At 71.2% G+C, this 24,282-nt stretch carries 22 protein-coding genes, 2 tRNA genes and 1 pseudogene; 18 read left to right on the forward strand and 7 right to left on the reverse strand.

Annotated features, from left to right (window positions below; genetic code table 11):
- Positions 1-9 precede the first annotated feature (9 nt).
- On the forward strand, positions 10-1,098 hold the full coding sequence (locus OHS16_RS21085) for an SCO2583 family membrane protein (RefSeq protein ID WP_328538780.1): 1,089 nt from the start codon (positions 10-12) through the stop codon (positions 1,096-1,098).
- A gap of 47 nt (positions 1,099-1,145) precedes the next feature.
- On the opposite strand, the gene OHS16_RS21090 is transcribed toward OHS16_RS21085, so the two are convergent.
- Positions 1,146-2,237, reverse strand: coding sequence for a M48 family metallopeptidase (locus tag OHS16_RS21090; protein WP_328538781.1), 1,092 nt, complete (start codon positions 2,235-2,237; stop codon positions 1,146-1,148).
- Between the two features lie 116 nt (positions 2,238-2,353).
- Here OHS16_RS21090 and OHS16_RS21095 point away from each other — a divergent pair, with 116 nt between their 5' ends.
- The 10 genes from OHS16_RS21095 to OHS16_RS21140 all read left to right on the forward strand — a co-directional run bounded on the left by OHS16_RS21095 (position 2,354) and on the right by OHS16_RS21140 (position 7,888).
- Positions 2,354-2,497 carry a hypothetical protein gene (locus OHS16_RS21095; protein ID WP_328538782.1) on the forward strand — a complete coding sequence of 48 codons (144 nt, stop codon included), beginning with the start codon at positions 2,354-2,356 and terminating at the stop codon, positions 2,495-2,497.
- Positions 2,498-2,578: 81 nt separating this feature from the next.
- Positions 2,579-2,743 carry a hypothetical protein gene (locus OHS16_RS21100; protein ID WP_328538783.1) on the forward strand — a complete coding sequence of 55 codons (165 nt, stop codon included), beginning with the start codon at positions 2,579-2,581 and terminating at the stop codon, positions 2,741-2,743.
- A 47-nt stretch (positions 2,744-2,790) separates the two neighbouring features.
- On the forward strand, positions 2,791-3,387 hold the full coding sequence (gene nadD / locus OHS16_RS21105) for a nicotinate-nucleotide adenylyltransferase (RefSeq protein WP_328538784.1): 597 nt from the start codon (positions 2,791-2,793) through the stop codon (positions 3,385-3,387).
- Between the two features lie 19 nt (positions 3,388-3,406).
- On the forward strand, positions 3,407-5,110 hold the full coding sequence (locus tag OHS16_RS21110; protein ID WP_328538785.1) for an LCP family protein: 1,704 nt from the start codon (positions 3,407-3,409) through the stop codon (positions 5,108-5,110).
- Between the two features lie 68 nt (positions 5,111-5,178).
- Complete coding sequence (gene rsfS / locus OHS16_RS21115) at positions 5,179-5,625, forward strand: ribosome silencing factor (RefSeq protein WP_328538786.1); 447 nt, start codon at positions 5,179-5,181, stop codon at positions 5,623-5,625.
- Positions 5,622-6,275 carry a histidine phosphatase family protein gene (locus OHS16_RS21120; RefSeq protein WP_328540929.1) on the forward strand — a complete coding sequence of 218 codons (654 nt, stop codon included), beginning with the start codon at positions 5,622-5,624 and terminating at the stop codon, positions 6,273-6,275. Before rsfS ends, OHS16_RS21120 begins: the two co-directional genes overlap by 4 nt.
- A 112-nt stretch (positions 6,276-6,387) precedes the next feature.
- Positions 6,388-6,460: transfer RNA gene (locus OHS16_RS21125), tRNA-Ala, on the forward strand.
- Between the two features lie 518 nt (positions 6,461-6,978).
- Positions 6,979-7,305 (forward strand): hypothetical protein, encoded by a 327-nt coding sequence (locus OHS16_RS21130; protein WP_328538787.1) that lies wholly within the window; start codon positions 6,979-6,981, stop codon positions 7,303-7,305.
- A gap of 177 nt (positions 7,306-7,482) precedes the next feature.
- Entirely contained in the window at positions 7,483-7,716 is a 234-nt protein-coding gene (locus tag OHS16_RS21135) for a hypothetical protein (RefSeq protein WP_250298396.1), read from the forward strand.
- A gap of 99 nt (positions 7,717-7,815) precedes the next feature.
- Positions 7,816-7,888: transfer RNA gene (locus OHS16_RS21140), tRNA-Ala, on the forward strand.
- Between the two features lie 76 nt (positions 7,889-7,964).
- Here the strand turns inward: OHS16_RS21140 and OHS16_RS21145 are convergent.
- Positions 7,965-9,542 carry a ferredoxin gene (locus tag OHS16_RS21145; protein ID WP_328538788.1) on the reverse strand — a complete coding sequence of 526 codons (1,578 nt, stop codon included), beginning with the start codon at positions 9,540-9,542 and terminating at the stop codon, positions 7,965-7,967.
- Positions 9,539-10,606, reverse strand: coding sequence for a hypothetical protein (locus tag OHS16_RS21150; protein WP_328538789.1), 1,068 nt, complete (start codon positions 10,604-10,606; stop codon positions 9,539-9,541). Before OHS16_RS21150 ends, OHS16_RS21145 begins: the two co-directional genes overlap by 4 nt.
- 351 nt (positions 10,607-10,957) lie before the next feature.
- Here OHS16_RS21150 and leuS point away from each other — a divergent pair, with 351 nt between their 5' ends.
- The 5 genes from leuS to OHS16_RS21175 all read left to right on the forward strand — a co-directional run bounded on the left by leuS (position 10,958) and on the right by OHS16_RS21175 (position 19,428).
- A complete protein-coding gene (gene leuS / locus OHS16_RS21155; RefSeq protein WP_328538790.1) occupies positions 10,958-13,873 on the forward strand; it encodes a leucine--tRNA ligase in 2,916 nt (971 codons plus the stop codon).
- A 132-nt stretch (positions 13,874-14,005) separates the two neighbouring features.
- Complete coding sequence (locus OHS16_RS21160) at positions 14,006-14,803, forward strand: hypothetical protein (RefSeq protein ID WP_328538791.1); 798 nt, start codon at positions 14,006-14,008, stop codon at positions 14,801-14,803.
- Positions 14,804-14,924: 121 nt separating this feature from the next.
- Positions 14,925-15,770 carry a DegV family protein gene (locus OHS16_RS21165; RefSeq protein WP_328538792.1) on the forward strand — a complete coding sequence of 282 codons (846 nt, stop codon included), beginning with the start codon at positions 14,925-14,927 and terminating at the stop codon, positions 15,768-15,770.
- A 440-nt stretch (positions 15,771-16,210) separates the two neighbouring features.
- On the forward strand, positions 16,211-16,978 hold the full coding sequence (locus tag OHS16_RS21170) for a ComEA family DNA-binding protein (RefSeq protein ID WP_328538793.1): 768 nt from the start codon (positions 16,211-16,213) through the stop codon (positions 16,976-16,978).
- On the forward strand, positions 16,975-19,428 hold the full coding sequence (locus tag OHS16_RS21175) for a ComEC/Rec2 family competence protein (protein WP_328538794.1): 2,454 nt from the start codon (positions 16,975-16,977) through the stop codon (positions 19,426-19,428). The genes OHS16_RS21170 and OHS16_RS21175 overlap by 4 nt, the downstream gene beginning before the upstream one ends.
- Before the next feature lie 174 nt (positions 19,429-19,602).
- On the opposite strand, the pseudogene OHS16_RS21180 reads toward OHS16_RS21175, so the two are convergent.
- Positions 19,603-20,054: pseudogene (locus tag OHS16_RS21180) on the reverse strand (pyridoxamine 5'-phosphate oxidase family protein).
- A gap of 101 nt (positions 20,055-20,155) precedes the next feature.
- Here OHS16_RS21180 and OHS16_RS21185 point away from each other — a divergent pair.
- Positions 20,156-21,007: an arylamine N-acetyltransferase family protein gene (locus tag OHS16_RS21185; protein ID WP_328538795.1), complete on the forward strand. Its 852-nt coding sequence runs from the start codon at positions 20,156-20,158 to the stop codon at positions 21,005-21,007.
- Between the two features lie 82 nt (positions 21,008-21,089).
- On the opposite strand, the gene OHS16_RS21190 is transcribed toward OHS16_RS21185, so the two are convergent.
- The gene (locus OHS16_RS21190) at positions 21,090-21,335 is read right to left on the reverse strand and encodes a hypothetical protein (RefSeq protein ID WP_328538796.1); all 246 of its coding nucleotides are present in this window, start codon (positions 21,333-21,335) and stop codon (positions 21,090-21,092) included.
- A gap of 88 nt (positions 21,336-21,423) precedes the next feature.
- On the opposite strand from OHS16_RS21190, the gene holA reads away from it, so the two are divergent.
- On the forward strand, positions 21,424-22,413 hold the full coding sequence (holA, locus tag OHS16_RS21195; RefSeq protein WP_328538797.1) for a DNA polymerase III subunit delta: 990 nt from the start codon (positions 21,424-21,426) through the stop codon (positions 22,411-22,413).
- A 70-nt stretch (positions 22,414-22,483) separates the two neighbouring features.
- Here holA and OHS16_RS21200 read toward each other — a convergent pair whose 3' ends face one another.
- Both OHS16_RS21200 and OHS16_RS21205 read right to left on the reverse strand, forming a co-directional pair.
- Complete coding sequence (locus tag OHS16_RS21200) at positions 22,484-22,681, reverse strand: acyl-CoA carboxylase subunit epsilon (RefSeq protein ID WP_328538798.1); 198 nt, start codon at positions 22,679-22,681, stop codon at positions 22,484-22,486.
- A 9-nt stretch (positions 22,682-22,690) separates the two neighbouring features.
- Entirely contained in the window at positions 22,691-24,268 is a 1,578-nt protein-coding gene (locus tag OHS16_RS21205) for an acyl-CoA carboxylase subunit beta (protein WP_328538799.1), read from the reverse strand.
- Positions 24,269-24,282: the final 14 nt, after the last annotated feature.

Consider the following 24,282-nt stretch of genomic DNA (forward strand, 5'->3'; position numbering starts at 1 on the left):
CCTCAAAGTATGGCGGGGCGCGAGGAGCCACCCGAGGACCTGCCCAGCGGTGGCGAGGACGAGTACCGGTCCGTCGTCTTCGACGAATCGTTCATCCGTGCTGCCCGGCTGCAGGAGTTCTCCGCGCAGGAACGCATGGGCGATCACGCGCTCGCCGTTCGCAGCCGCTCCGCCCTGCCGTTCCGGGGCGGGAAGGGGGCGCTCGTGCTGTTCGCGCTGATCCTGCTGGCCTTCGGCACGGCGGTCTTTCTCGGGGTGCGTCATCCCTACGACACACCGGGCGGCGGCAGCTCGGAGCCGCTGTGGGAGTCGGTCGTGCCACTCGCCCCGCAGGGGGCCGTGCCGGGGGCCACGGCGGCCGAGCTCTTCGCGAACAGCCCGGCGGCACACTTCCGCGTCGGAGCCGAAGGAGTGAATCTGCCGGCGGTCGGCAGGACCGCGCACTTCGCGGACAGCCAGGTGGTGACGGCGCTGACCACGGCCACGGACTACATCGTGGCGTCCTCGCTCGACCCCCTGGTACTGATGGGCACCACGGTGCGGCCGGTGCGCGCGCTGCTCGACCCCGACCAGTACCGGCAGTTCGACCGGAGCGTCGCTTCGCCCTCCAGGGACGGACGGCACGCGGTGACCGGCTGGCTGGTGCGTTTCGACCCCGCCCAGGTGGCGCTGGCCGATCCCCGGGTCCGGGTCTCCGGCACCCTGCGGTACGAGGAGATCTCTCCCGGCATCCTGGAGGTGACCGCGGACCACACCTTCGTGTATGCGCTCCGTCCGGCCTCCGCGGGACCCGCGAAGGCGGACGGGGCCTCGCTGTTCTCCGTACGCCGCGAGCTGCATTTCCACTTCGACGCGGAGGATCTGCGGCTGCGCCAGGCACAGCTGGTGATCAGCTATGTGCAGGCCGGCCCGCAGGACTGCGCGGCCGACACGGCCGGCCGGCTCCAGCCGATGCTCGCAGGTGAGCGTGCGCACGGGCGGCAGGCCGGCCGGGGCCCGGTGGGCACCGATCCGTACGCCACCGGGGGGACCGCCACGGCGCTGTGCGGGACACTCGCCGCCGGCTCGCAGCCGGATCTCTCCGGGGACGGCCCCTAGACGGGGTGGGAGAAGCAGCGGGGCGGCCGCGGCTTCTCCCCCACGGCCTAACCCGCGGCCGGAGCCTCCCCGCCGGCCGCCGGGCCCTCGTCGCCCGCGGTCTTCTCGCTGCTCCCGTTGCCGCCGGTGAATTTCCCGCGCAGCTTCCCGCCCAGATCTCCCGCGCCGCCGGCCAGGTCACCCACCAGCTTCATCAGCGGGTCCTTGCTGGTGCGCACGGTGTCGGCGTAGTGCGAAGCGGACTCCCGGAAGGAGTCCGAGACCGAGGTGTCCTTGTCCTCGTCGCGCCGCGGGTAGTGCCCGTCCATGATCCGCTGGTAATCCCGGCTCTCCGACCACTTCTTCAGCTCGGCGGCGCGGACCGTGGTGAACGGGTGGGACCTGGGCAGCACATTGAGGATCTTGAGCACCGAGTCGCGCAGATCGCCCCCGGCCTCGTACTCCTCGGCCTGCTCCAGGAAGGCATCCACGTTCATCTCGTGCAGATGGTTACCGCCGGCGATCTTCATCAGGCCGCGCATCGACGCCCTGATGTCCTGGCCGACAAGCAGTCCGGCCCGGTCGGCGGACAGCTCGGACTTGCGGAACCACTCGCGCAGCGCCGTGACCAGCGCCATGATCGCGACATTGCCCAGCGGGATCCAGGCGACCTTCAGGGCGATGCCGGTGAGGAAGAGCAGTATCGTGCGGTACACCGAGTGCCCGGAGAGCGCATGGCCCACCTCATGGCCCACGACGGCGCGCATCTCCTCCTCGTCTAGCAGTTCGACGAGACCCGTGGTGACCACGATGATCGGCTCGTCCAGTCCGATGCACATGGCATTGGGCTGCGGGTTCTGCGTGACGTACATGGCGGGGACCTTCTCCAGGTCCAGGATGTAACAGGCGTCCCGCAGCATGATGTTGAGGTGGGAGAACTGGGCGTCACTCACCCGCACCGAGTCGGAGAGGAAGAGCAGCCGCAGACTGCGCTCCGGCAGCAGTCCGCTGAGCACCTTGAAGACCGTGTCGAAGCCGGTGAGCTTGCGCAGGGCCACCAGTGCGGAGCGGTCGGCCGGATGTTCGTACGCCCTCGAGGAAATGCCCTGGAAGCGCCTGCGCTGCCTGCTCGGCACCTTCTCTTGACTGCTGTCGGTCATGAATGTGTCCCCCTGCCTTCTTGTCTTCGAGTCCCGGCTCGTCCCCCTGACGGGCCCCAGCGTATGCGGTGGGGCTACCGTGTGCCGGGGGCCAACACCGAGAAGGAGCACCCGCCATGCCGGACACCACCACTCTGCTCGCCGCTGCAACGGACCAGCAGGGGCCGGGCGATACGCTCCGGGTTCTGCTGGTTGTCCTGATCGTCGGGGCTGTCCTGCTCGGCTGGTTTCTGCTGCGCGGATATCGCAACAACGACTGAGTCGGCGTGAGCGTGCCCAGGAGGCCCGCATACGATGTGCGCGAAGTCCCCGCTCCGACTCCCGGATAGGTCCAGCTGACCATGAGCCTCCACAGCACCGCTTCGTCCCTGGCCACCCTCGCAGCCGAGGGCGGCGAGCACGGTGGCAACCACCCAAGCCTGAGCCCCTACCTCACCGGCGGCGGCGCGCTCTTCGCGCTGGTCCTGCTGCTGTGGATCACCACCCGTTTCAACCGCGACCGCTGATACCGGGTCGCAGACCGGTAGCCGGTGGGCCAGTAGGGTCTGCACGCATGGGAGAGCAGAAGCGGCGTCTCGGAGTGATGGGCGGGACATTCGACCCGATCCATCACGGACACCTGGTCGCGGCCAGTGAAGTGGCCTCGCATTTCCAGCTCGACGAGGTGGTGTTCGTACCGACGGGACAGCCGTGGCAGAAGAGCCACAAGGTGGTCTCTCCGGCCGAGGACCGCTATCTGATGACGGTCATCGCCACGGCGTCCAACCCGCAGTTCTCGGTGAGCCGGATCGACATCGACCGGGGCGGGCCGACGTACACCATCGACACCCTGCGGGATCTGCGCGACATCAACACCGACGCTGATCTCTTCTTCATCACCGGTGCCGACGCGCTGTCGCAGATCCTCACCTGGCGGAACGCGGATGAGCTGTTCGCCCTCTCCCACTTCATCGGCGTGACCAGGCCGGGGCACGTCCTGACGGATGACGGGCTGCCGGAGGGGGGTGTCTCCCTGGTGGAGGTACCGGCCCTGGCGATCTCGTCGACCGACTGCCGGGCCAGGGTCGAGCAGGGGGACCCGGTCTGGTACCTGGTCCCCGACGGTGTGGTGCGCTACATCGACAAGCGCCAGTTGTACCGCGGCGAATGAGCCGCGGAGAGGGGCACCGTTGAACGACCGACAGAATCCGTACGTCCAGTACGACCAGTACGGGCAGCCGATGCAGCTCGTGGGTTACGACGAGTACGGGCAGCCGGTGTACCAGCAGGTGCAGCCGCAGCAGCAGCCTCCGCAGTACGACGCGTACGGACAGTCGCAGCCGCCGCAGGGCTACGGCTACGACCCGTATGCCCAGGAGCAGCCCCAGCAGCCCCAGCAGCACACCGATCATCAGCCGCAGACCGGACAGGGCTACGACTACGGCACCGGGCAGCAGCCCGCCGTGGACACCACGCAGCAGTGGATCCCGCAGCAGCCGCAGCCCCCGGGACAGCAGCCCCGGGGGCAGTCGCAGCCACCGGCCGGGCAGCAGCCGCAGTCCGGACCATCGGCGCCGCCGCAGCAGAGGCAGCCGCAGCGACCCGTGCCCGGGCCCCGGCGCCCGGCGTCCGGTGAGGACGACTACCGGACGGAGCAGTTCTCGTTCATCGAGGAGCCCGACGAGGACTCCGAGGACGTCATCGACTGGCTGAAGTTCACCGAGAGCCGTACCGAGCGGCGCGAGGAGGCCAGGCGGCGAGGCCGCAACCGGGTCGTCTCGCTCGTGGTGGTACTGGCCCTCGTGGTGGCCGGCGGGGTGGGCTACCTCTGGTACGCGGGCAAGCTGCCCGGTGTCTCGGGACCCGGCAGCGGGAACACCACCGCGGCCGGCGCCCAGCAGCGCAATGTGATCGCGGTCCACCTCCACAACACCGGGGCGGGCGGTACCTCCACCGCGCTGCTGGTCGACAACGTCACCACCGGGCGGGGGACCACACTGCTGCTGCCCAACTCTCTCTCCGTGTCGAACGACGACGGCACCGCCACCACGCTCGGCAAATCGGTCGACGACGACGGATCGGACGGCACCAGGGACGCGCTCGGCACGCTGCTCGGTGACAGGATCGGCGGGACCTGGCGGCTGGACACTCCGTATCTGGAGAATCTGGTCGAGCTCGTCGGCAATATCGAGGTCGACACCGACACCGCCGTGCCCGGCGCCAAGAAGGGCTCCGCACCGCTGGTCACCAAGGGCCGGAACCGGACACTCAGCGGTCAGATGGCTGTGGCGTACGCCACCTATCGTGCGCCGGGAGAGCCCGAGACGCGGCAGCTGGTGCGGTTCGGGCAGGTCATGCAGGGCGTCCTGCGGAAGATCTCGGACGTTCCGCAGGCCGCGACGACGACCGTGCAGAATCTGGCGCAGGTCCTGGACCCCTCGCTCACCGACAAGGATCTGGGTGCCTCCCTGGCCAAGCTCGCGGCGCACGCCAAGAAGGGTGACTACCGGACCATGGTGCTGCCGGTGCAGGGCGATGGCTCGCTGAGTGAGAAGACCGGTACCAGTGTGGTCAAGGACGTGCTGGGCGGCTCGGTGAAGGCGCCGCAGCAGGGTGACGCGGTCCGGGTGGGCATCAGCGACGGCAGTGGCAGGAAGGGCGCGACGGAGTCCGCCCGGATCGCGCTGGTCAACGGCGGCTACGCGGTGACCGTCGGCACCGCCACGGCCGGCACGGCATCGTCGCAGGTCACCTATGGCGACGTGGCCCAGAAGGCGAAGGCGGACGAAGTGGCCAAGACGCTCGGACTGCCGACGGCGGCGGTACACAAGGGCAAGGCGGCGGCGAACTCCGACGTCTCCGTGGTGCTCGGCCGGGATTACAAGGTCACGTAACGGTTTAGAGAGTGTCGGCGGTCCGTGAGACCCTAGGGATTTCACCGACCGCCGACGAAAGCCTGCTTGTGACCGCCACGGACCGCTCCATCGAGCTCATCAACGCCGCCGCTCAGGCGGCCGCCGACCGGCTCGCGCACGACATCACCGCGTACGACGTCAGCGATGTGCTGTCGATCACCGACGCCTTCCTGCTCGCATCGGCGCCCAACGACCGTCAGGTCAAGTCGATCGTCGACGAGATCGAGGAGCAGCTGAACAAGAAGCTCGGCGCCAAGCCGGTGCGCCGGGAGGGCGACCGCGACGCCCGCTGGATCCTGCTCGACTACGTCGACATCGTCGTCCACGTCCAGCACAGCGAGGAGCGCGTGTACTACGCGCTGGAGCGGCTCTGGAAGGACTGCCCCGAGCTGCCGCTTCCCGAGGACGCCGTCAAGACCCGCGGCAAGGCCGAGGAGCACGCGAGGCTCACCGGTGCGGAGAACGACACGGATCCGGACGGTGAGCTCAGCTGAACGGCACCAAGGGCGGCCGGGGCCGCCGGGTGGTCCTCTGGCGGCACGGCCAGACGGCCTGGAATCTGGAGCGCCGCTTCCAGGGCAACACCGACATCGAGCTCACCGAGAACGGCGTCGGCCAGGCACGCCGTGCCGCCCGGCTGCTCGCCTCGCTGAAGCCGCACGCGATCATCGCATCCGATCTCGCACGCGCGGCGGCCACCGCCGGTGAGCTGGCCGCGATCACCGGTCTCGGCATCGCCCATGACTCCGCCCTGCGGGAGACCTACGCGGGCAGCTGGCAGGGGCTCACGCACGAGGAGATCCTGGCGCAGTACGGCGAGCAGTACACGGCGTGGAAGCGCGGTGAGCCGGTGCGGCGCGGGGGCGGGGAGCTGGAGACCGAGGTCGCTGACCGGGCCGCACCGGTGGTGCTGAAGCACGCCGACGAGCTGCCCGACGGCGGCACTCTGGTGGTGGTCAGCCACGGCGGCACCATCCGCACCACCATCGGCCGGCTGCTCGGGCTCGAGTCGCACCACTGGGAGGGCCTGGGCGGGCTCTCCAACTGCTGCTGGTCGGTGCTGGGCGAGGGCGAGCGCGGCTGGCGGCTGCTCGAGCACAATGCCGGGACCCTGCCGGAGCCGGTGCTCGGCGACGACGACTGAGCGCCGTGGCGGAGACCGCCGGGCGGATTTCACTTTCCGGCTGGTCGCAGGCTAAAGTTCTTCTTGTTCGCAGCACGGAGCCGCAGAGAATGCGGTGAACGCGGTGAACAGCGGGGCTATAGCTCAGTTGGTAGAGCGCCTGCATGGCATGCAGGAGGTCAGGAGTTCAATTCTCCTTAGCTCCACATCCGGAAGTCCCGTCCCCATGGGGGCGGGACTTTCTGCTGTCCGGTGTCCGGGCTTTCCGGGGCCTTGGGCCCGTGGTCCTGAACTGCTCATGTGGTCCTGCACTGCTCATGACCGGAGCTTCTGGCATTCCTCCAGCAGTCGCGCCGATCGCGGTCTGCTCTTCGCCGGCCGGGGTGTACGCCGCGATCCGGCATCCCGGCATGCCGCGCCGTTTACTCCCTCACGTACGCCGTGCCGCTCGTCATCGGAGGCCGGCCCGGCGACGGGCGGCGCGGGCACCGCGCGATGTTCCTGACCGGGCTCGTGGTGTTCGCCGCTTCCTCGCTCCCCTGCGGAGTGGCAGGTGGCTCGGGGCAGTTGATCGCCTCCGCATGGTGCGGGGGGCGGGCTCGGCACTGATGATTCCGCGGGTTCTCCCACTGGTCCGGCGCACGGTCACCGGCGCCCTGGCAACGCACCCTGGTGCCCGCCGGATTCGGGCTGACCGCGCTCTCCCCGGTGGCGGGGGGGAGGAGTGCTGCCCGGAGCCGGCGACGGTGGCGCGGCCCTCTGCCCTGCCCCGGCCGGACTCGGCGCAGGTCGCTCGTGCCTCAGCCCCACGCTGGGCAGTGCGCCGGGCGGCGCGAGCCGGCGGGGCGCCGCCGACGCGAGCCGACTGCTGATGACCGTCACCCAACTCGGCGGTCTGCTGGGTGTCGCGGCCACCGGCACACTCTTCGCCAATCGGCTCGACAGCCCGGCGGTGCACGCTTCCGGTCATGCACTGCCGGTGTGCGCCGTCGTGTTGGCGGCCGCCGCGAAGATCGGAGGTGCGGGCAGGCTCGTTCGCCGAGGTCGCTGACCCTCTTGCGGTGCCATGGCAGAATCGGAACGCCGGAGGGGGACGACGGCCCGAACGGGAGGGGAAAGCGCGATGCCCGCGAGCACGCTCGAGAGCGTCCATGTCCTCGTCGCCCCCACCCGCAGCGTCCGGGCCCCCTCCCAGTGCACGGCCTGCTGCCGCAGCTGGAGCTGACTGATGGGTGCACACAGGAGGAAATGCGACTGGTGCGGCAGCGGTACGCCCATCGTCCGGGACATGGACCCGGTCAACGCGGACTACCAGTACTGGTGCGAGGAGTGCGCGCGGGCGCTGATCATAAAGGGCGATCCGATCGAGACGTACCGTGAGCTGGAAGGCGAGCCGATCTACGGGCGGCTCCTCGAAGATCACTGCACCCTCAAGCGCTTCTACTCCTTCGCCACCGCCTGACCCGCCGTCCCGCCCCGGAATGGATTTGGCGGAGCACCGGGGGGACCGTGTAATGTTGGCGGAGCCGCAGGGGAGTCCCCCGCACATGGCACACAGCACGGGGCTATAGCTCAGTTGGTAGAGCGCCTGCATGGCATGCAGGAGGTCAGGAGTTCAATTCTCCTTAGCTCCACAGTGAGAAACAGAGAAGTGGGCCACCCGGTCAGGGTGGCCCACTTCTCTGTGTCAGTGGACGGCCGGTCCGGCGCTCAACTCCGGCCGCTGCCCAGCGCCTTGCGGTCACTGCCGGGCAGTGCCGGCCGTGCGGGCCGCTCCGCGGGCGGCTGCTCTATCCGGAGCGCGAGCGCCGGGCACCGGCGAACGGCCCGCTGCGCACGCCCTCTCAGATGGATCGGTACCGAGGCGTCGGCGAGTGCGGGGTAGCCGTCGGCGCCCAGCCGGATCAGCTCGGGAACGAGGTCGGCGCAGAGCCCGTGGCCCTGGCAGAGCGTCCAGTCGACGGCGAGCTTCTCACCGGTGGGCGCGGACTCCTCCGTGTATCCGGGCATCGGCAGCGGCAGCACACCCAGCGTCTCGCGCCCGCAGCCCCCGCCGAGCACATGGGCCGCCAGGTCGTCGGTGAACGCGGAGAGCGTGGAGGCGAAGAAGCGGGCCGAACCGTCGGGGTGCTTGCAGGCGCCTCTGCCGCGGACCGCCTGGGTCACTTCGCGCAGGGCCTCCAGGGCGGCGGGGCCGCCGCCGTTCAGCACATCGGAGAGGCCGCCGGCGGCGGCGGGAAGGCCCAGCTTGCAGGGGCCGCACTGGCCCGCGGTCTCGGCGGCCAGCCAGTTCGCCACGCGCAGTGATTCGCCCAACGGGCAGGTGTCCTGGCTGATCGGCAGGATCGCGCCCGCGCCGAGCGACCCGCCGAGTGCGGCCAGCGACTCGCGGGAGACCGCGGCGTCATGGGCGGCTGCCGCGTCGATCCAGTTGCCGTGGTACCCGCCTGTCAGTACGCCCTGGGGGATCATCGGGGCGCCGGCCAGCTGCAGGACGTAGCGCAGCGGCACTCCGGTGGGCGCCTCCACGACCATCGGCCGGGCGACCGCACCGGAGATGGTGAGCAGCACGGTGCCCGGCTCGTTGTAGAGCCCGGTGTGACCGTAGCGGCGGGCGCCGATCCGGGCGCCGACGGCGAGCTGGGCGAAGGTCTCGGCGTTCGACAGCAGCGTGGGCGCACCGCCGACGCCCGACTCCGCGGCCCGGGTGCGGCGGCCCGGTGGCAGCGCGGGGCCGCCGTCCGCGGCGCGGATCAGAGAGGAGGCCTCACCGGAGACCATGCGCTCCGGGGTGCGGACGATCCGTGCCCGCAGCCGCTGCCCGCGCCGGTCGGAGAGACCGCGCTCGGCGAGGGCGGTGCGGATGGACGACTCCGTCGAATTGCGGGTGAGTCCGATGATCAGAGTGCGCGCACCGAGCGCTTCCGCCGCCAGCAGGGCGCCGTCGAGCACCAGATGGGGGGCGCGGTTGAGCAGGACGGTGTCCTTGCGGCAGGCGGGTTCGCCCTCGCTGCCGTTGACGACGACAACAGGGCGCACCCCGCGTCGAATCGCCGATTTGGCCACCGCTCGCAGCTTCTGCCCGAAGGGGAAGCCCGCACCACCACGGCCTCTCAGCGATATCGCTTCTGCGAGCTCGGCGAGACGCTCGCCGTTCTGCGGTTCCAGCGGGCCGTGCACTTTCAGATGCATGGAGAGATCGAGGCGCTCCACCAGGTCGAAACCTGAGGTCAGCTGGGGAAGGCCGACCACTCGGACCTCGGGGACATCGGGGAGGGGGACGTTCACTTTCGGTCTCCTGCAGGGGTGTGCCAGGGCTCGCCGGCGGAGGGCGGTTGAAAGGGCTCTGGCAGGGGTTCGGTGTCGAATTCGGTCGGATAGCCGGCGCTGTGCGGGCTGTCGTAGGCGGGTGCCTGAGCGGGCGGCGGCGGCGCCGGTGCGGGCCAGCGGGGACCGCTGATACCGGCTCGCGGCGGGGGGTCGTACAAGGGGCGGGCGGGGGTGGCGACTGCCTCCTGGAACTGCGGCGGGGCGGGGGCGTAGGGAATGCTCGGCTCGTAGGCCCGCGGCCACGCCGGCGGCTGCGGCTCCTCGTACAGCGGCTGCTGCGCGTACGGCTGGGGCGCCGGCTGCCGGGGCGCCGGCGGGACCGGATCAGCGGGGGCGGCCACGGCCCCGGCCCCGGAGCCGGCCGCGGCCAGTTCGGTGATCCGGGCCGCGATGCGCCGCTTGACGGGCCGCGGGAGCATCCGCAGTGACAGCACGCCGACGACCATGACCAGGGACAGGCTGTAGAGCACGACCACGTACGTGGCCGGTGCCCGGCCCGCGTACAGCCCGTGCAACAGTCCCGTGCACCAGGCCGGGTAGGCCAGCATGTGCAGTGCCCGCCAGCGTCCGGCGATCCGCCCGGGGGTGGCGAACGCGCTGCGCAGGGCGCCGGTCGCACCCGCTGTGATCAGCAGATACGCGGCGAGTGAGCCGAATCCGATCAGACCGGCCCGCCCGCTGAAACCGAGCCCGAAGGGGACCAGCGCGCCCAGCAGTGCCACATGGCCGAGTGCGACCTTGACCGTGATGTGCAGCAGCAGGAAGAAGATCGACGAGACCGCGGCGGTGCGGTGGACGCCCTGAGCGACCAGTCGCATCCGCGAGGACAGCAGAAGCCGGTCGGTGGCGATCAGGCCCCAGACCACCGCGGCGGTCAGTGAGACAAGCGAAAGCACGCCGGCGATGAAATCCATCGCGGCGCGTACGGAACTGCTTCCCGCAAAGACAACGAGGGGAACGAGAAGCAGGAGGACTATTGAGGTGGTGCGTTGTGCGTTGAGCGACGTGCGTCGAGGGTTCATAGGGGCGACTCCGAATGGTTCGGCAATGCAGTCCCGTTGCCGCATGCTAAGTCGCTGAATACCGGGCAGTACGGCGTTTGCTCGGTTGCCCCGGTACAGGGCGGTACGCGGAGTAACCCCGCTCGCGGGGTACGTCTGTGCGTCCAGAAGCGGGCCTGCGGTACCCTGACGCCATGCGTGCCGTACGCCTTCTGCTTAGCGAGCCGCGCTGATCAGTCCCGGCCGGCGAAGCGTCCCGGTCGGCATCAGCGCGGCGTCCCCTCCTGTGCGAGGGGCTTTTTCGTTTGGTGCCACTGGTGCCGCAGCCGAGCGGGTTCGCGGGCAGAGACGACCGATGGAGCTTTGAGGATCATGAGCGAGACGAATTCCTCCCCCGCTGCCGAAGGCGCGGGAGGGGCCCCCTCCGAGGTGGCCGCAGCCCACCGTTACACGGCTGCCCTGGCCGCCGACATCGAGGCACGCTGGCAGGATTTCTGGGACGCCGACGGCACGTACGAGGCTCCGAACCCGAGCGGTGACCTGGCGGGTGATCCCGCGCTGGCGGCGCGACCCAAGAAGTTCATCATGGACATGTTTCCCTACCCCTCGGGCACCGGTCTGCACGTCGGGCACCCGCTGGGCTACATCGCCACCGATGTGTACGCCCGCCACCAGCGGATGACCGGGCACAACGTCCTGCACACCCTGGGCTTCGACGCGTTCGGACTGCCCGCCGAGCAGTTCGCCGTACAGACCGGCACCCACCCGCGGGCCTCGACCGAGGCCAACATGGCGAACATGAAGACCCAGCTGCGCAGGCTGGGCCTGGGGCACGACCAGCGCAGGTCGTTCGCGACGATCGACCCCGAGTACTACAAGTGGACCCAGTGGATCTTTCTGCAGATCTTCAACTCCTGGTATGACACGGAAGCGGAGCGTGCCCGCCCGATCGCCGAACTGATCGCCGCGTTCGAGAGCGGCGAGCGCACGGCGCCCGGTCCCCGCGGCTGGAGCGAGCTGGACGCCGCCGAGCGCGCGAACCTGCTGGGCGAGTACCGGCTGGCGTACGCGTCGGACGCCCCCGTCAACTGGTGCCCGGGGCTGGGCACCGTCCTGGCGAACGAGGAGGTGACCGCGGACGGCCGTTCCGAGCGCGGAAACTTCCCCGTCTTCAAGGCCAAGCTGCGGCAGTGGAACATGCGCATCACCGCCTATGCGGACCGGCTGCTGTCCGATCTGGACGCGCTGGACTGGCCCGAGGCCATCAAGCTGCAGCAGCGCAACTGGATCGGCCGCTCCGAGGGCGCCCGCGTCGACTTCGCGGTCGGCCACGGTGACGAGAAGATCACCGTGTTCACCACTCGTCAGGACACGCTGTTCGGCGCGACCTACATGGTGCTGGCGCCCGAGCACGAGCTGATCTCCGGCGAGAGGTCGATCGTCCCCGACGCGTGGCCCGAAGGCACCCACGAGGTCTGGACACGCGGCCACGCCACCCCGGCCGAAGCCGTCGCGAAGTACCGCGCGTTCGCCGCTTCGAAGTCCGACGTCGAGCGGCAGGCCGACGCCAAGGAGAAGACCGGCGTCTTCACCGGGGCGTACGCGGTCAACCCGGTCAGCGGCGCGCAGGTGCCCGTCTTCATCGCCGACTACGTGCTGATGGGCTACGGCACCGGCGCGATCATGGCCGTCCCCGCCCACGACAGCCGTGACTTCGCTTTCGCCCGCGCCTTCGAGCTGCCGATGCGCTGTGTCGTCGAGCCGTCCGACGGCCGCGGTACGGACGCATCGGCGTGGGACGACGCCTTCGTGTCGCACGACGCCAAGCTGGTCAACTCCACCGGCGACGGCATCACGCTGGACGGCCTGGGCGTTGCCGGGGCCAAGGCGGAGATCACCGCCTGGCTGTCCGCCCGCGGTATCGGCGAGGGCACCGTCAACTTCCGACTGAGGGACTGGCTGTTCAGCCGGCAGCGTTACTGGGGCGAGCCCTTCCCGATCGTCTACGACGAGGAGGGCGTCGCCCACGCGCTGCCCGAGTCGATGCTGCCGCTGGAACTGCCCGAGGTCGACGACTACTCGCCGCGCACCTTCGACGCGGACGATGCCGACACCTCGCCCGAGACCCCGCTGTCCCGTAACGCGGACTGGGTCAATGTCGAGCTGGACCTGGGGCTGGGCGACGGCGTCAGGAAGTACCGGCGCGAGACCAACACCATGCCCAACTGGGCCGGTTCCTGCTGGTACGAGCTGCGCTACCTGGACCCGCACAACAGCGAGAAACTGGTCGACCCGGCCATCGAGCAGTACTGGATGGGGCCCCGCGAGGGGCAGCCGCACGGCGGTGTCGACCTGTACGTCGGCGGCGCCGAGCACGCCGTACTGCACCTGCTGTACGCGCGGTTCTGGTCGAAGGTGCTGTTCGACCTGGGGCACATCTCCTCGGTCGAGCCGTTCCACAAGCTGTACAACCAGGGCATGATCCAGGCCTTCGTCTACCGCGACAGCCGGGGTATCGCGGTCCCCGCGGCCGAGGTCGAGGAGCGCGACGGCGGTTACTGGTACCAGGACGAGAAGGTCACCCGCGTCCTGGGCAAGATGGGCAAGTCCCTGAAGAACGCCGTCACTCCGGACGAGATCTGCGCGGAGTTCGGCGCCGACACGCTGCGTCTGTACGAGATGGCGATGGGCCCGCTGGATGTCTCCAGGCCCTGGGACACCCGTGCGGTGGTCGGCCAGTACCGGCTGCTGCAGCGCCTGTGGCGCAATGTCGTCGACGAGAGCACGGGTGAGGTCACCGTCACCGGCACCGAGCCCGACGAGGACACCCTGCGCGCCCTGCACAAGGCCATCGACGGTGTCGGTCAGGACATGGCGGGGCTGCGTTTCAACACCGCCATTGCCAAGATCACCGAGCTGAACAACTTCCTGACCAAGGCGGGCGGCCCGGTCCCGCGCACCGTGGCCGAGCAGCTGGTGCGGCTGGTCGCGCCGCTGGCCCCGCACATCGCCGAGGAGCTGTGGCGCAGGCTGGGACACACCGAATCGGTCGTGCACCAGGCGTTCCCTGTCGCCGACCCGGCGTACGTGGTGGACGAGACCGTGACCTGTGTCGTGCAGATCAAGGGCAAGGTCAAGGCCCGTCTGGAGATCCCGCCCTCGATCTCGGACACGGAGCTGGAGAAGCTGGCGCTGGCGGACGAGGCCGTGGTCGCCGCGCTGGACGGCGCGGGGATCCGCAAGGTGATCGTGCGCGCGCCGAAGCTGGTGAACATCGTTCCGGCGTAGCGGGCCGGCACCGGGCGCGCTCGCGGGGAGTGGGGGTTTCCCCCTACGGGCAGGCTGGGGGTTCCGACGGAACCCTCCGCCCGTCCGTTCCGTTTACGGTGGAGGGACACAACCGACGACCGAGGGGCGCCCATGGAAGCCGTGATCGTGATCCTGGCGCTGCTCTTCCTCGCTTTCATCGGGGTGGGGACGTACGTCACCGTCAAGGTGGTGGGCGCCGCGAAGCGGGGTGTGGACCGTACGGTCTCGCAGGCCAGGCGGAGCGTCGAGGACACCGCGCTGCGTGTGAAGAGCTACGGCCAACCAGGTGTGCGCGGAGAACTGGCTCAGCTGCGGCTCTCCCTGCGCAGTTCGATGCGAGCCACCCAGGACGCGCTGCACGCGGGTGTGGCCGATGACGCGTCCCTGAAGGAGTCGCTCGGCCTGTTCGAGCGGTTGAGCACGCACGGCCTCGAACTCGACGCCGAGCTCAGGCGGCTGGAGCGGGAACCCGACACGGCGGGGCTGGGCGGGCGCCTGCCCGCCCTCCGTGAGCGCACCGAGCAGATCACCCGCTCCGCCGACGCGCTCCGCTGGGCGGCGCGGGACCGCGCGCGGCGCTTCGCCACCGACGATCTGACGGCGCTGAACGAGCAGATCGACATGGAGGCCGGCGCCCTCCGGCACTGGACAGCGGCCGACGGGCAGACCCCCGCGACCGGTACGGGGCGGACGGCCGCGTCCGGGCCCGGGTCCTCCGGACAGACCCAGTGGCCACCGGCCGACGGGCGGACGGCCGCCGGAGCCCCGGCGCAGACCTGGCCCGAGCCGGCCGGCGATGCGGGCCCGAGTACGCCCGGTGAGCCCGAGGCGATCACCGGACGTGACCGGGAACGGCCGGCGGCGCGGTATCCGTGGCAGAAGACCGCCCGTCCGGAGAGCACGCGCTGAATTGACCGGCTCGAGGGATACCGGCGGGGAACGGACCGAACGGCCGGGGGAGGGGCCCGGCGCGGGCTCCGACGCGGGGCCGCGCTGCCGGAGCGGGCCGCCTGCGGGTAATCTCCCGCTCATGTCCGCCCATGTCGCGATCGTCACCGATTCCACGGCCTACCTGCCTCAGCCGACGTTGGTACGGCACGGCATCACCTCGGTGCCGCTGACCGTGGTCCTCGGGGACCGCGCGCTGGAGGACGGCACGGAGACCTCGGCCCGGGCACTCGCGCTGGCCCTGCAGAAGCACCGCCCGGTGACCACGTCCCGGCCGAGCCCCGAGGTCTTCGCCGCGACCTACCGGAAGGCGGCGGAGGCAGGCGCCACCGGGATCATCTCCCTGCATCTTTCCGCCGAGTTCTCCGGTACGTATGACGCCGCCGTGCTGGCGGCCAGGGAGTCACCGGTGCCGGTACGGGTGGTGGACACCGGCATGGTCGCCATGGCCCTGGGGTTCTGCGCGGTGTCGGCCGCGGAGGCCGCGGAGGCCGGCGGCACCCTGGACGACGCGGTGGCCGCCGCCGAGAAGCGCGCAGCGGACACCTCCGCCTACTTCTACGTGGACACGCTGGACTATCTGCGCCGCGGCGGCCGGATCGGGGCGGCCCAGGCGCTGCTGGGGTCGGCGCTGGCCGTGAAACCCCTGCTGGAGCTGGACGGTGGGCGTATCGAACTGCGGGAGAAGGTGCGCACGGCGTCGAAGGCGATCGCCCGCCTCGAGGAGATCGTTGCCGAGCGTGCGGGATCCGGCCAGGTGGACATCGCGGTGCACCATCTGGCCGCGCCGGGGCGGGCTGCCGCGCTGGCCGACCGGCTGCGGGCGCGGGTGCCCGGCCTTGTCGAGCTGCATCTCAGCGAGGTGGGCGCGGTGATCGGGGCGCACACCGGCCCCGGGTTGCTCGGGGCCGTGGTCTCGCCGCGCTGAGTCATGCGTCCGGATGGCCGACTTGTCCACAACTCGTGAGTTATCCACCGTAATTGACGTTGATCAACAGGGTTGCGCCGCATTGCCTAACGTCTCGTGCCATGACATCCCGCGCTCTTGTGACACGCTCTGCGACTAGTGGCCCCGGACGTGCCCCGGCATCCGACAGCCGTGCCCGTCACGGCAGGCGCCGCGCACCGGGCAGTGCGGCAGTACCCCGGCCCGGACCACGCCTGCGGGCGGAAGCTCTCTTTCCGGCGACTTCGCCGGCTGCGGACACCGGGGCCGAGACCGGACGGAAGGCGACTGCCGGGCCTGCCGGACAGACCGGGCCCGCCGGGCTGGTTGCACCGGCCGCACCGCTTGCGCCGGCCGCAGCGTTCGCACCGGCTAGTTCGGTCCCTTCAGTCCCTTCGGCGCGAGGGAGCGGGCCGCCCGCATTGGCCGGCGGGGTGGGCGGGCCGGCGGACCGTCGGAGCGGCCCGCAGCCTCTGTCGTCGGCGGCCTTCCCGCCCGGCGGAGCCGGGGAGGCGCTGCGTGAGCGGCTTCCGCTGTGGATCCAGGCCCGGTGCGGGCTGGCGCCCAGGACCCTGGCCGCGCTGGCCGTGGTGCTGGCTCTGACCGTGGTCATCGCCGCGCAGCACTTCTGGACCGGGCAGTCCCACTCGGTACGGGCGCCGCAATGGGGAGCCGGCGGCCCGCCCGCACGGGCGGCAGGGGCGCGGCCTCCGGCTGAGCCGGGTCCGTCGCCGGGAGCAGTGCCTTCGGTGGGGTCCGCCGCCCGGATCGTGGTCGATGTGAGCGGCAGGGTCCGGCGGCCGGGTGTCCGGCGGCTGCCCGCCGGGTCGAGGGTCGCGGACGCCCTGCGGGCCGCGGGCGGTATCCAGGATGGCGAGGACGCGGCAGGGCTCAACCGGGCCCGCGTGCTGACGGACGGCGAGCAGGTCGTGGTCGGCGGCCCCGCCGTACCGCACGCCGCCACCGGCGCATCGGCCGCGGCTCCGGCCGCTCCGGCGGGGCCGGTGAGTCTGAGCACCGCCACGGTCGAACAGCTCGACACGCTCCCTGGTGTGGGCCCGGTGCTGGCCCAGCACATCGTCGACTACCGCACCCAGCACGGCGGCTTCACGTCCGTCGATGAACTCCATGAGGTCAACGGCATCGGTGACCGTCGTTTCTCCGACCTTCAGCCTCTCGTACAGCCATGACCCGCGCGGCAGTTCACGAGGCCTCGGGCCACCGGCTCGGCGCGGCCGATCCGCGCCAGGAGGGCCCGGCCGATCTGCGGCTGGTGGCTCCCGCGCTGGCCGCCTGGGCCGCCACGGCGCTGACGGTGTCCGCGCCGGGCCGGTGGGCGCTGACCGCGGTGCTGGGCTGCGCCGGTGCGGCCGCGGCGCTGCTGCTGAACGGCTTCGTCCGCCCGGGCCGTCGCCTGCGTACGACGGCCGCAGCCGCGACGCTGCTCTGCGCTGCCGCGGGCGCCGCGTCGGCCGGTCTGCACGGCGCCGACACCCGCCGTGGACCCGTGCCCGCCCTCGCGCGTCAATCAGCCCGGGTCACAGTGGAGTTGACCCTCACATCCGACCCCCGGCCGGTGCATCCACGGGTGCGCGGCGACCGTGCGACCGCCGGGGCGTTCGTGCTCGAAGCCGAAGCGAACCGGTTACGGGCCCCGGACGGCGCCGTCTTCGCCCTCCGTACGCCCGTGCTGGTGATCGCCCATTCGGCGCGGTGGCAGCGGCTGTTACCCACCACCCGGCTGCGCCTGACGGCTCGGATGGCGGCTCCGCTGTCCGCCGATGACCGGATCGCGGCCGTGCTGAGCGTTCCCGGCAAGCAGCCTCCGCGGATCATCGGGCCACCGACCGGCATCCAGCGCATGGCAGGAGGCCTTCGCGGCGGGCTGCGGACCGCGAGTGAAGGCCTCGCCCCCGACGCGCGGGCCCTGCTTCCCGGGCTGGTCGTGGGGGACACCGCAGGGGTGCCGCCCGATCTGCGGGACGACTTCGAGACCACTGACCTCACGCATCTGCTCGCCGTCTCCGGCAGCAATCTCACGATCATCCTCGCTCTGTTGATCGGGCCGCCGGGAACCGCGCTGCGCGCAGAACGCGGTGGTCTCGCTCCCCGACTCGGTATCCCGCTGCGCGGCACAGCGGTTCTGGGCGGGGCGCTCACCCTGGCCTTCGTGATCGTGTGCCGGCCGGATCCCAGCGTGCTGCGTGCCGCTGCCTGCGGACTCGTCACCCTGCTGGCGATCGGCACCGGCCGGCGCAGATCACTGATCCCCGCACTCGCTGCCGCCGTGCTGCTGCTGGTGCTCTACGACCCCTGGCTGGCCCGCGGTTACGGCTTTCTGCTCTCCGTCCTCGCCACCGGAGCGCTGCTCACGATCGGCCCGCGCTGGAGCACGGGACTTCAGGCGCGGGGAGTCCCGCCGCGGCTCGCGGAGGTGCTCGCCGCCGCGTCCGCCGCCCAGGTGGTCTGCGCCCCCGTCGTCGTCGTGCTGGCCTCCCGGGTCGGCCTGGTGGCCATCCCCTGCAACCTCCTCGCCGAGCTTGCGGTGGGGCCGGCCACGGTCCTGGGCTTCGCCGCCCTGGCCGCTGCTCCGGTGGCGATGCCGGCCGCTGAACTCCTTGCGTGGTGCGCCGGATGGCCGGCCGGCTGGATCGCAGCGGTGGCGCGAGGCGGCGCCTCGCTTCCCGGGGCGCAGATCGACTGGCCCGGCGGCTGGGCCGGAGCACTGTTGCTCGCCGCCGTCACGGCCGTACTGGTTCCGGCCGCCCGCCGGCTGTGCCGGCGCCCCTGGGCCTGCGTCGTCTGCGCCGTTCTGCTGCTGCTCGCGGTCCTGCGGCCCGCGCCCCTCACCCGGATGGTCACCGGCTGGCCGCCGCCCCACTGGGAGTACGCGATGTGCGATGTCGGCCAGGGAGACGCCACCGTGCTGGCCGCGGGACCCGGCTCGGCCGTCGTCATCGACGCGGGCCCCGATCCACGGCGTGCCGACCGCTGCCTGCGCGAACTCGGCGTCACCCGGATTCCGCTCGTTCTGCTCACACACTTCCACGCCGACCACGTAGCAGGCCTGCCCGGTGTGCTGCGGGGCAGGGCGGTCGGTTCGATCGAGACGACGGCCCTGCAGGACCCGCCTGAACAGGCCGCGTTCGTCCATCGGCTGGCGGCGGCCGCCCACATTCCTGTCGTCCCGGCGCGATCCGGGGAACAACGCCGTATCGAGCGGCTCAGCTGGCAGGTGCTGTGGCCACCGGGCCCGTCCGGGGGCATCCTCGACGGCCCGAATGACGCAAGTGTCACCCTGCTGGTCCGTACCGCCGGGCTGACCCTGCTGCTGCCCGGCGACCTCGAACCACCGGCGCAGGAAGCGCTGTTGCGCACCTATGCCACGCTGCCGCCGGTGGACGTGCTCAAGGTGGCCCACCACGGTTCCGGCTTCCAGGACCCAGACCTGCTGCGGGCCGCGCACCCCAGGCTGGCGCTCATCAGCTGCGGCCGGGACAACCCGTACGGGCACCCGGCTCCCCGTACGGTCGCGGCGCTGCGGGCGGGCGGCGCCGAGGTGCTGCGCACCGATACGGACGGGTCCATCGCGGTGACCGGCAGCGGGCCCGCCCTGCGGGCGATACCCGCAGGGCGCTGACACGCGCCGGCCAGGCCCCCCGACCAGGCATGTGCCCCCACCGGGGGCCCGCCCCCGCCCCCCAGACCGGCCGGCCCCGCTCGCCGGGCCCGCCGCCTTACCGGCCTGCCCTGCCTTGCCCGCCCCTCCCGCCCGGACGGTGCTCCCCCCGGCAGGACCTCACGGCCAGCGGAATCAGTCGAGCCAGCGGCCGTCCCTCATCAGGTCACGGCCCGCGAGTTCGTTCACCTCGCGCCAGGCCTGGATCACCTGGGGTGTCACGCGCAGGTACACATACGGCTTCTCGGCGCGCGGGTCCCAGACCAGCTTGGCGGCGAAGGCGTCGGCAGCCGCGGTGATCCGTCGTCGGCGACCAGCTCGGCTGTGCCCTCGATCAGCACCACGTCCCTGGTGTGGCCGAGGGTGACCCTGACCCGTCCGGTCGGCGTCAGGTTGCGGGCGGTCGGATTGGTGCGCCGGGTGCAGATCACCAGATCGCCCTCGAGCCAGACGAACGACAACGGGACCAGGCAGGGTTCACCGTCGGCGGACGCCGAGGCGAACCACGCGTCATCGTCCTTCTCCAGCCGGTCGAGAGTGTCCTGGCGTCGCTGCGTCCTGCCGCGGGCCGGCTCCGGGGTCGTCATGACCGAGCACACTAGGGGCTCGGCACCACCGGCGGATCGGGCTGCGGTCCTAGGTCGCGGGACGCATGGCGCACCCGTTCGAGCGGGACAAGACTGTGTGCATGGACACCCCGCAGCAGCCGCCGCCCTCGTCGCCGCAGCAGCCCTCGCAGCCCGGACCCCCGTGGGTGGAGGCGTACCTGGGCCGCATCGGGGCCCGCCACCCGGCGGCACCGGATGCCGCGGCTCTGCGTGAGCTGCATGTGCGGCACCTGCTGACGGTGCCCTTCGAGAACCTCGCGATCCACCTCGGCGAGGACATCGTGCTCGCCGAGAAGCCACTCGTCGACAAGATCGTGGGCGCTCGGCGGGGTGGCTTCTGTTACGAGCTGAACGGCGCCTTCGCGGCGCTGCTGCGGGCCCTGGGGTTCAGCGTGACGCTGCTCCAGGCCAGGGTGCACGGCGCGGACGGCGGGCTCGGTATCCCGTACGACCATCTGGTACTCAGGGTCGGGACGGCGGACGGAACAGGCCCGTGGCTGGCCGACATCGGCTTCGGCGACCACAGCCACCACCCCCTCGACCTGGCGGCGCAGGGGGAGCAACAGGACCCCGGCGGCGCATTCCGGATCCAGGAGGCCCCCGACGGTGACTTCGACGTCGTACGTGACGGCAAGCCGCAGTACCGGGTGGACCCGCGGTCGCGGGAACTCGCCGACTTCGAGGCCGGGGCCTGGTACCACCGGACCTCGCCCGACTCCCACTTCACCCGGTCACTCATCTGCTCCCGGCTCAGTGAGCAGGGGCGGATCACCCTCAGCGGCGGTCGGCTCCTCACCACCGCTCAGGGCGAGAAGCACGCGACCGAACTGGACACCGACGAGCGGGTTCTCGCTGCCTACCGGGACAATTTCGGCATCGCCCTGGACCGGGTGCCGGTGCTTCGCGCGTTCCCGCGCGACAGCGCCGGCTGAACCACTCGGCAGCCGCGCCCGCCGAACCACATGGCAGCAGCCAGGCAACCGGGCAGCGAGACAACCGGGCCGCCAGGCGCTGTCAGGGCGCTTCCAGCCACCCCTCGTACTCCGCCGCGAACAGGTCCAGCGCCGCGGGGTCCAGCCGGCGGTCCGGGTCCTCGACGACGACCAGCCACTGGGCGTCCTCGGCGTCGTCCTCACCGGCCAGTGCGTCGCGGACGAGCTGAGGCGTCTCGCCGACGCCGAAGCGGTCGGCGAGCTCCACCGCCACCTCGTCCGCGGTCTCGCGGTCGGGCAGCACCAGTACATGTCTCACATCGCTCACCCGGCCATTCTCCGGTACGGCGGGGGAGAGGCGGTGCGCGGGCCGGGCCCGCGGCCACTGTCGGTGCACCGTGGGATGCTGGACCGCGATGGCCACCAGAAGGAATTCCACCGACGAACCGCTTGCGCCCCTCACCCTCGCTGTCGGGCAGGAGGATCTGCTGCTCGACCGTGCCGTGCAGCAGGTGGTCGCCGCGGCCCGCGCCGCCGACCCCGAGACGGATGTCCGCGACCTCACGTCCGAGCAGCTCCAGCCCGGCACCCTCGACGAGCTGACCAGCCCTTCGCTGTTCTCGGAGCGCAAGGTCGTGATCGTCCGGAATGCCCAGGACCTCACCGCCGACACGGTCAAGGACGTCAAGAAGTACCTGGCAGCTCCCGCCGAGGAGATCACCCTGGTGCTGCTGCACGCGGGCGGCGTCAAGGGCAAGGGGCTGCTGGACGCGGCGCGCAAGGCGGGGGCCCGCGAGGTCGCCTGCCCGAAGACGACCAAGGCGGCCGAGCGGCTCTCCTTCGTACGGTCGGAATTCCGCGCCCTGGGCCGGTCCGCCACGGCCGAGGCGTGCCAGGCGCTCGTCGACTCCATCGGCAGCGATCTGCGGGAGCTCGCCAGCGCGGCCTCCCAGCTGGTCGCGGACGTCGAAGGCACCATCGACGAGGCCGTCGTCGGACGTTATTACACCGGCCGGGCGGAGGCCTCCAGCTTCACGGTCGCCGACCGGGCGGTCGAGGGCCGCGCGGCCGACGCGCTGGAAGCCCTGCGATGGTCCCTCTCGACCGGTGTCGCACCCGTCCTCATCACCAGCGCGCTGGCGCAGGGTGTGCGGGCGATCGGCAAGCTCTCATCGGCGCGGGGCGGTGGCCGGCCCGCGGATCTCGCGAGGGAGCTGGGCATGCCGCCCTGGAAGATCGACCGGGTGCGGCAGCAGATGCGTGGCTGGACACCGGACGGTGTCTGCACCGCCCTGCAGGCCGTGGCCGAAGCGGACGCAGGGGTCAAGGGCGGCGGCGACGACGCCGAATACGCGCTGGAGAAAGCGGTCGTCGCGGTTGCCAGGGCGGCGCGGTCGGGGCGTTGACGCGCCCCCGATGAGGTGTGCCGATGGGCGCCTCACCGGGGGCGGGCGGACCGCCGTCGCGCGGGGGCCGCTATGCCGCGCGCTGCCAGCTCACCGGGGGCTGGTAGGGCTGGCGGCGCCAGGCGGCGAGCGATTCCACCGTGGCCGGCGGAGCCGTCGGAAGGTCCGCGCCGAGGGAGAGCAGCACCACGGTCAGGGCGGCCAGTTCGGCATCGGTCGGGACGCCTCGGATGATGCGGAACAGGGGTTCGTTCGGCGGGTTCGGCACTCGGTCTCCTTACTGCGGCGGATTGCCGTGCTTGCGGGACGGCAGGTCGGCGTGTTTGCCCCGGAGCATGGCGAACGCGGCGGAGAGCACGGCCCTGGTCTCGGCCGGGTCGATGACGTCGTCCACCAGGCCCCGCTCGGCCGCGTAGTACGGGTGCATCAGCTCCGACTTGTACGCGGCGATCTTCTCGGCCCGGACGGCCTCCGGGTTGTCCGCAGCCGCTATCTCCCGGCGGAAGATGACGTTCGCCGCGCCCTCGGCGCCCATGACCGCGATCTCGTTCGTGGGCCAGGCGTAGGTGAGGTCCGCGCCGATGGACTGGGAGTCCATGACGATGTAGGCGCCCCCGTACGCCTTCCTGAGGATCAGCGAAATGCGGGGCACGGTCGCGTTGCAGTACGCGTACAGCAGTTTCGCGCCGTGCCGGATGATGCCGCCGTGTTCCTGGGAGACGCCGGGCAGGAAGCCCGGTACGTCGACCATCGTCAGCAGCGGGATGTTGAACGCGTCGCAGAGCTGGACGAAGCGGGCCGCCTTCTCCGAGGCTTCGATGTCCAGCACTCCGGCGAGGAACTGAGGCTGGTTGGCCAGGATGCCCACCACCCGGCCGTCGATCCGGGCCAGCGCGCAGATGATGTTGCGGGCCCAGTGCTCGTGGATCTCCAGGAGGTCGCCGTGGTCGACGATCTCCTCCAGGACCTTGCGCATGTCGTACGGGCGGTTGCCGTCCGACGGAACCAGGTCGAGCAGTACGTCGTTGCGGCGGTCCGCCGGGTCGTCGGGCTGGACGGCCGGGGCCACCTCCCGGTTGTTCGACGGCAGCATCGAGATCAGATATCTGACCTCCGCCAGGCAGGTCTCCTCGTCGTCGTGGACGAAGTGGGCCACCCCCGAGACGCCGGCGTGGACGTCCGCGCCGCCGAGGCCGTTCTGGGTGATCTCCTCACCGGTCACCGCCTGCACGACGTCCGGTCCTGTGATGAACATCTGCGAGGTGTCCCGGACCATGAACACGAAGTCCGTCAGTGCGGGTGAATACGCGGCGCCGCCCGCACAGGGGCCCAGCATGACGGAGATCTGCGGAATCACCCCGGACGCACGGGTGTTGCGCTGGAAGATGCCGCCGTAGCCCGCGAGCGCCGAGACACCCTCCTGGATGCGTGCGCCGGCTCCGTCGTTCAGCGAGACGATCGGCGCACCCGCCGCGATCGCCATGTCCATGATTTTGTGGATCTTGGTCGCGTGGGCCTCACCCAGGGCGCCGCCGAAGATGCGGAAGTCATGGGCGTACACGAAGACCGTGCGGCCTTCGACTCTGCCCCACCCGGTGATGACACCGTCGGTGTACGGCTTCTTCGCCTCCAGGCCGAAACCCGTCGCACGGTGCCGGCGCAGCTGCTCGACCTCCTGGAAGGTGCCGGGGTCCAGGAGCAGTTCGATGCGCTCGCGGGCGGTCAGCTTGCCCTTGGCGTGCTGGGTGCTGGTCGCCTTCTCGCTGGGTCCGAGCTTGGCCTGCTCGCGCAGTACGTGCAGTTCGGCGACCCGCACGGCCGCGGTCTGTGGCGGCGGCTGGTCGGTCACGGTCATGGCCGGTCCCCTCT

The organism is Streptomyces sp. NBC_00344, from assembly GCF_036088315.1.
GTDB lineage: Bacteria > Actinomycetota > Actinomycetes > Streptomycetales > Streptomycetaceae > Streptomyces.

Coding starts and splice junctions, on each gene's coding strand:
- OHS16_RS21085 (WP_328538780.1), top strand. CDS start 10: ATGGCGGGGCGCGAGGAGCCACCCGAGGACCTGCCCAGCGGTGGCGAG.
- OHS16_RS21090 (WP_328538781.1), bottom strand. CDS start 2,237: ATGACCGACAGCAGTCAAGAGAAGGTGCCGAGCAGGCAGCGCAGGCGC.
- OHS16_RS21095 (WP_328538782.1), top strand. CDS start 2,354: ATGCCGGACACCACCACTCTGCTCGCCGCTGCAACGGACCAGCAGGGG.
- OHS16_RS21100 (WP_328538783.1), top strand. CDS start 2,579: ATGAGCCTCCACAGCACCGCTTCGTCCCTGGCCACCCTCGCAGCCGAG.
- nadD (WP_328538784.1), top strand. CDS start 2,791: ATGGGAGAGCAGAAGCGGCGTCTCGGAGTGATGGGCGGGACATTCGAC.
- OHS16_RS21135 (WP_250298396.1), top strand. CDS start 7,483: ATGGGTGCACACAGGAGGAAATGCGACTGGTGCGGCAGCGGTACGCCC.
- OHS16_RS21150 (WP_328538789.1), bottom strand. CDS start 10,606: ATGAACCCTCGACGCACGTCGCTCAACGCACAACGCACCACCTCAATA.
- leuS (WP_328538790.1), top strand. CDS start 10,958: ATGAGCGAGACGAATTCCTCCCCCGCTGCCGAAGGCGCGGGAGGGGCC.
- OHS16_RS21160 (WP_328538791.1), top strand. CDS start 14,006: ATGGAAGCCGTGATCGTGATCCTGGCGCTGCTCTTCCTCGCTTTCATC.
- OHS16_RS21165 (WP_328538792.1), top strand. CDS start 14,925: ATGTCCGCCCATGTCGCGATCGTCACCGATTCCACGGCCTACCTGCCT.
- OHS16_RS21175 (WP_328538794.1), top strand. CDS start 16,975: ATGACCCGCGCGGCAGTTCACGAGGCCTCGGGCCACCGGCTCGGCGCG.
- OHS16_RS21185 (WP_328538795.1), top strand. CDS start 20,156: ATGGACACCCCGCAGCAGCCGCCGCCCTCGTCGCCGCAGCAGCCCTCG.
- holA (WP_328538797.1), top strand. CDS start 21,424: ATGGCCACCAGAAGGAATTCCACCGACGAACCGCTTGCGCCCCTCACC.
- OHS16_RS21205 (WP_328538799.1), bottom strand. CDS start 24,268: ATGACCGTGACCGACCAGCCGCCGCCACAGACCGCGGCCGTGCGGGTC.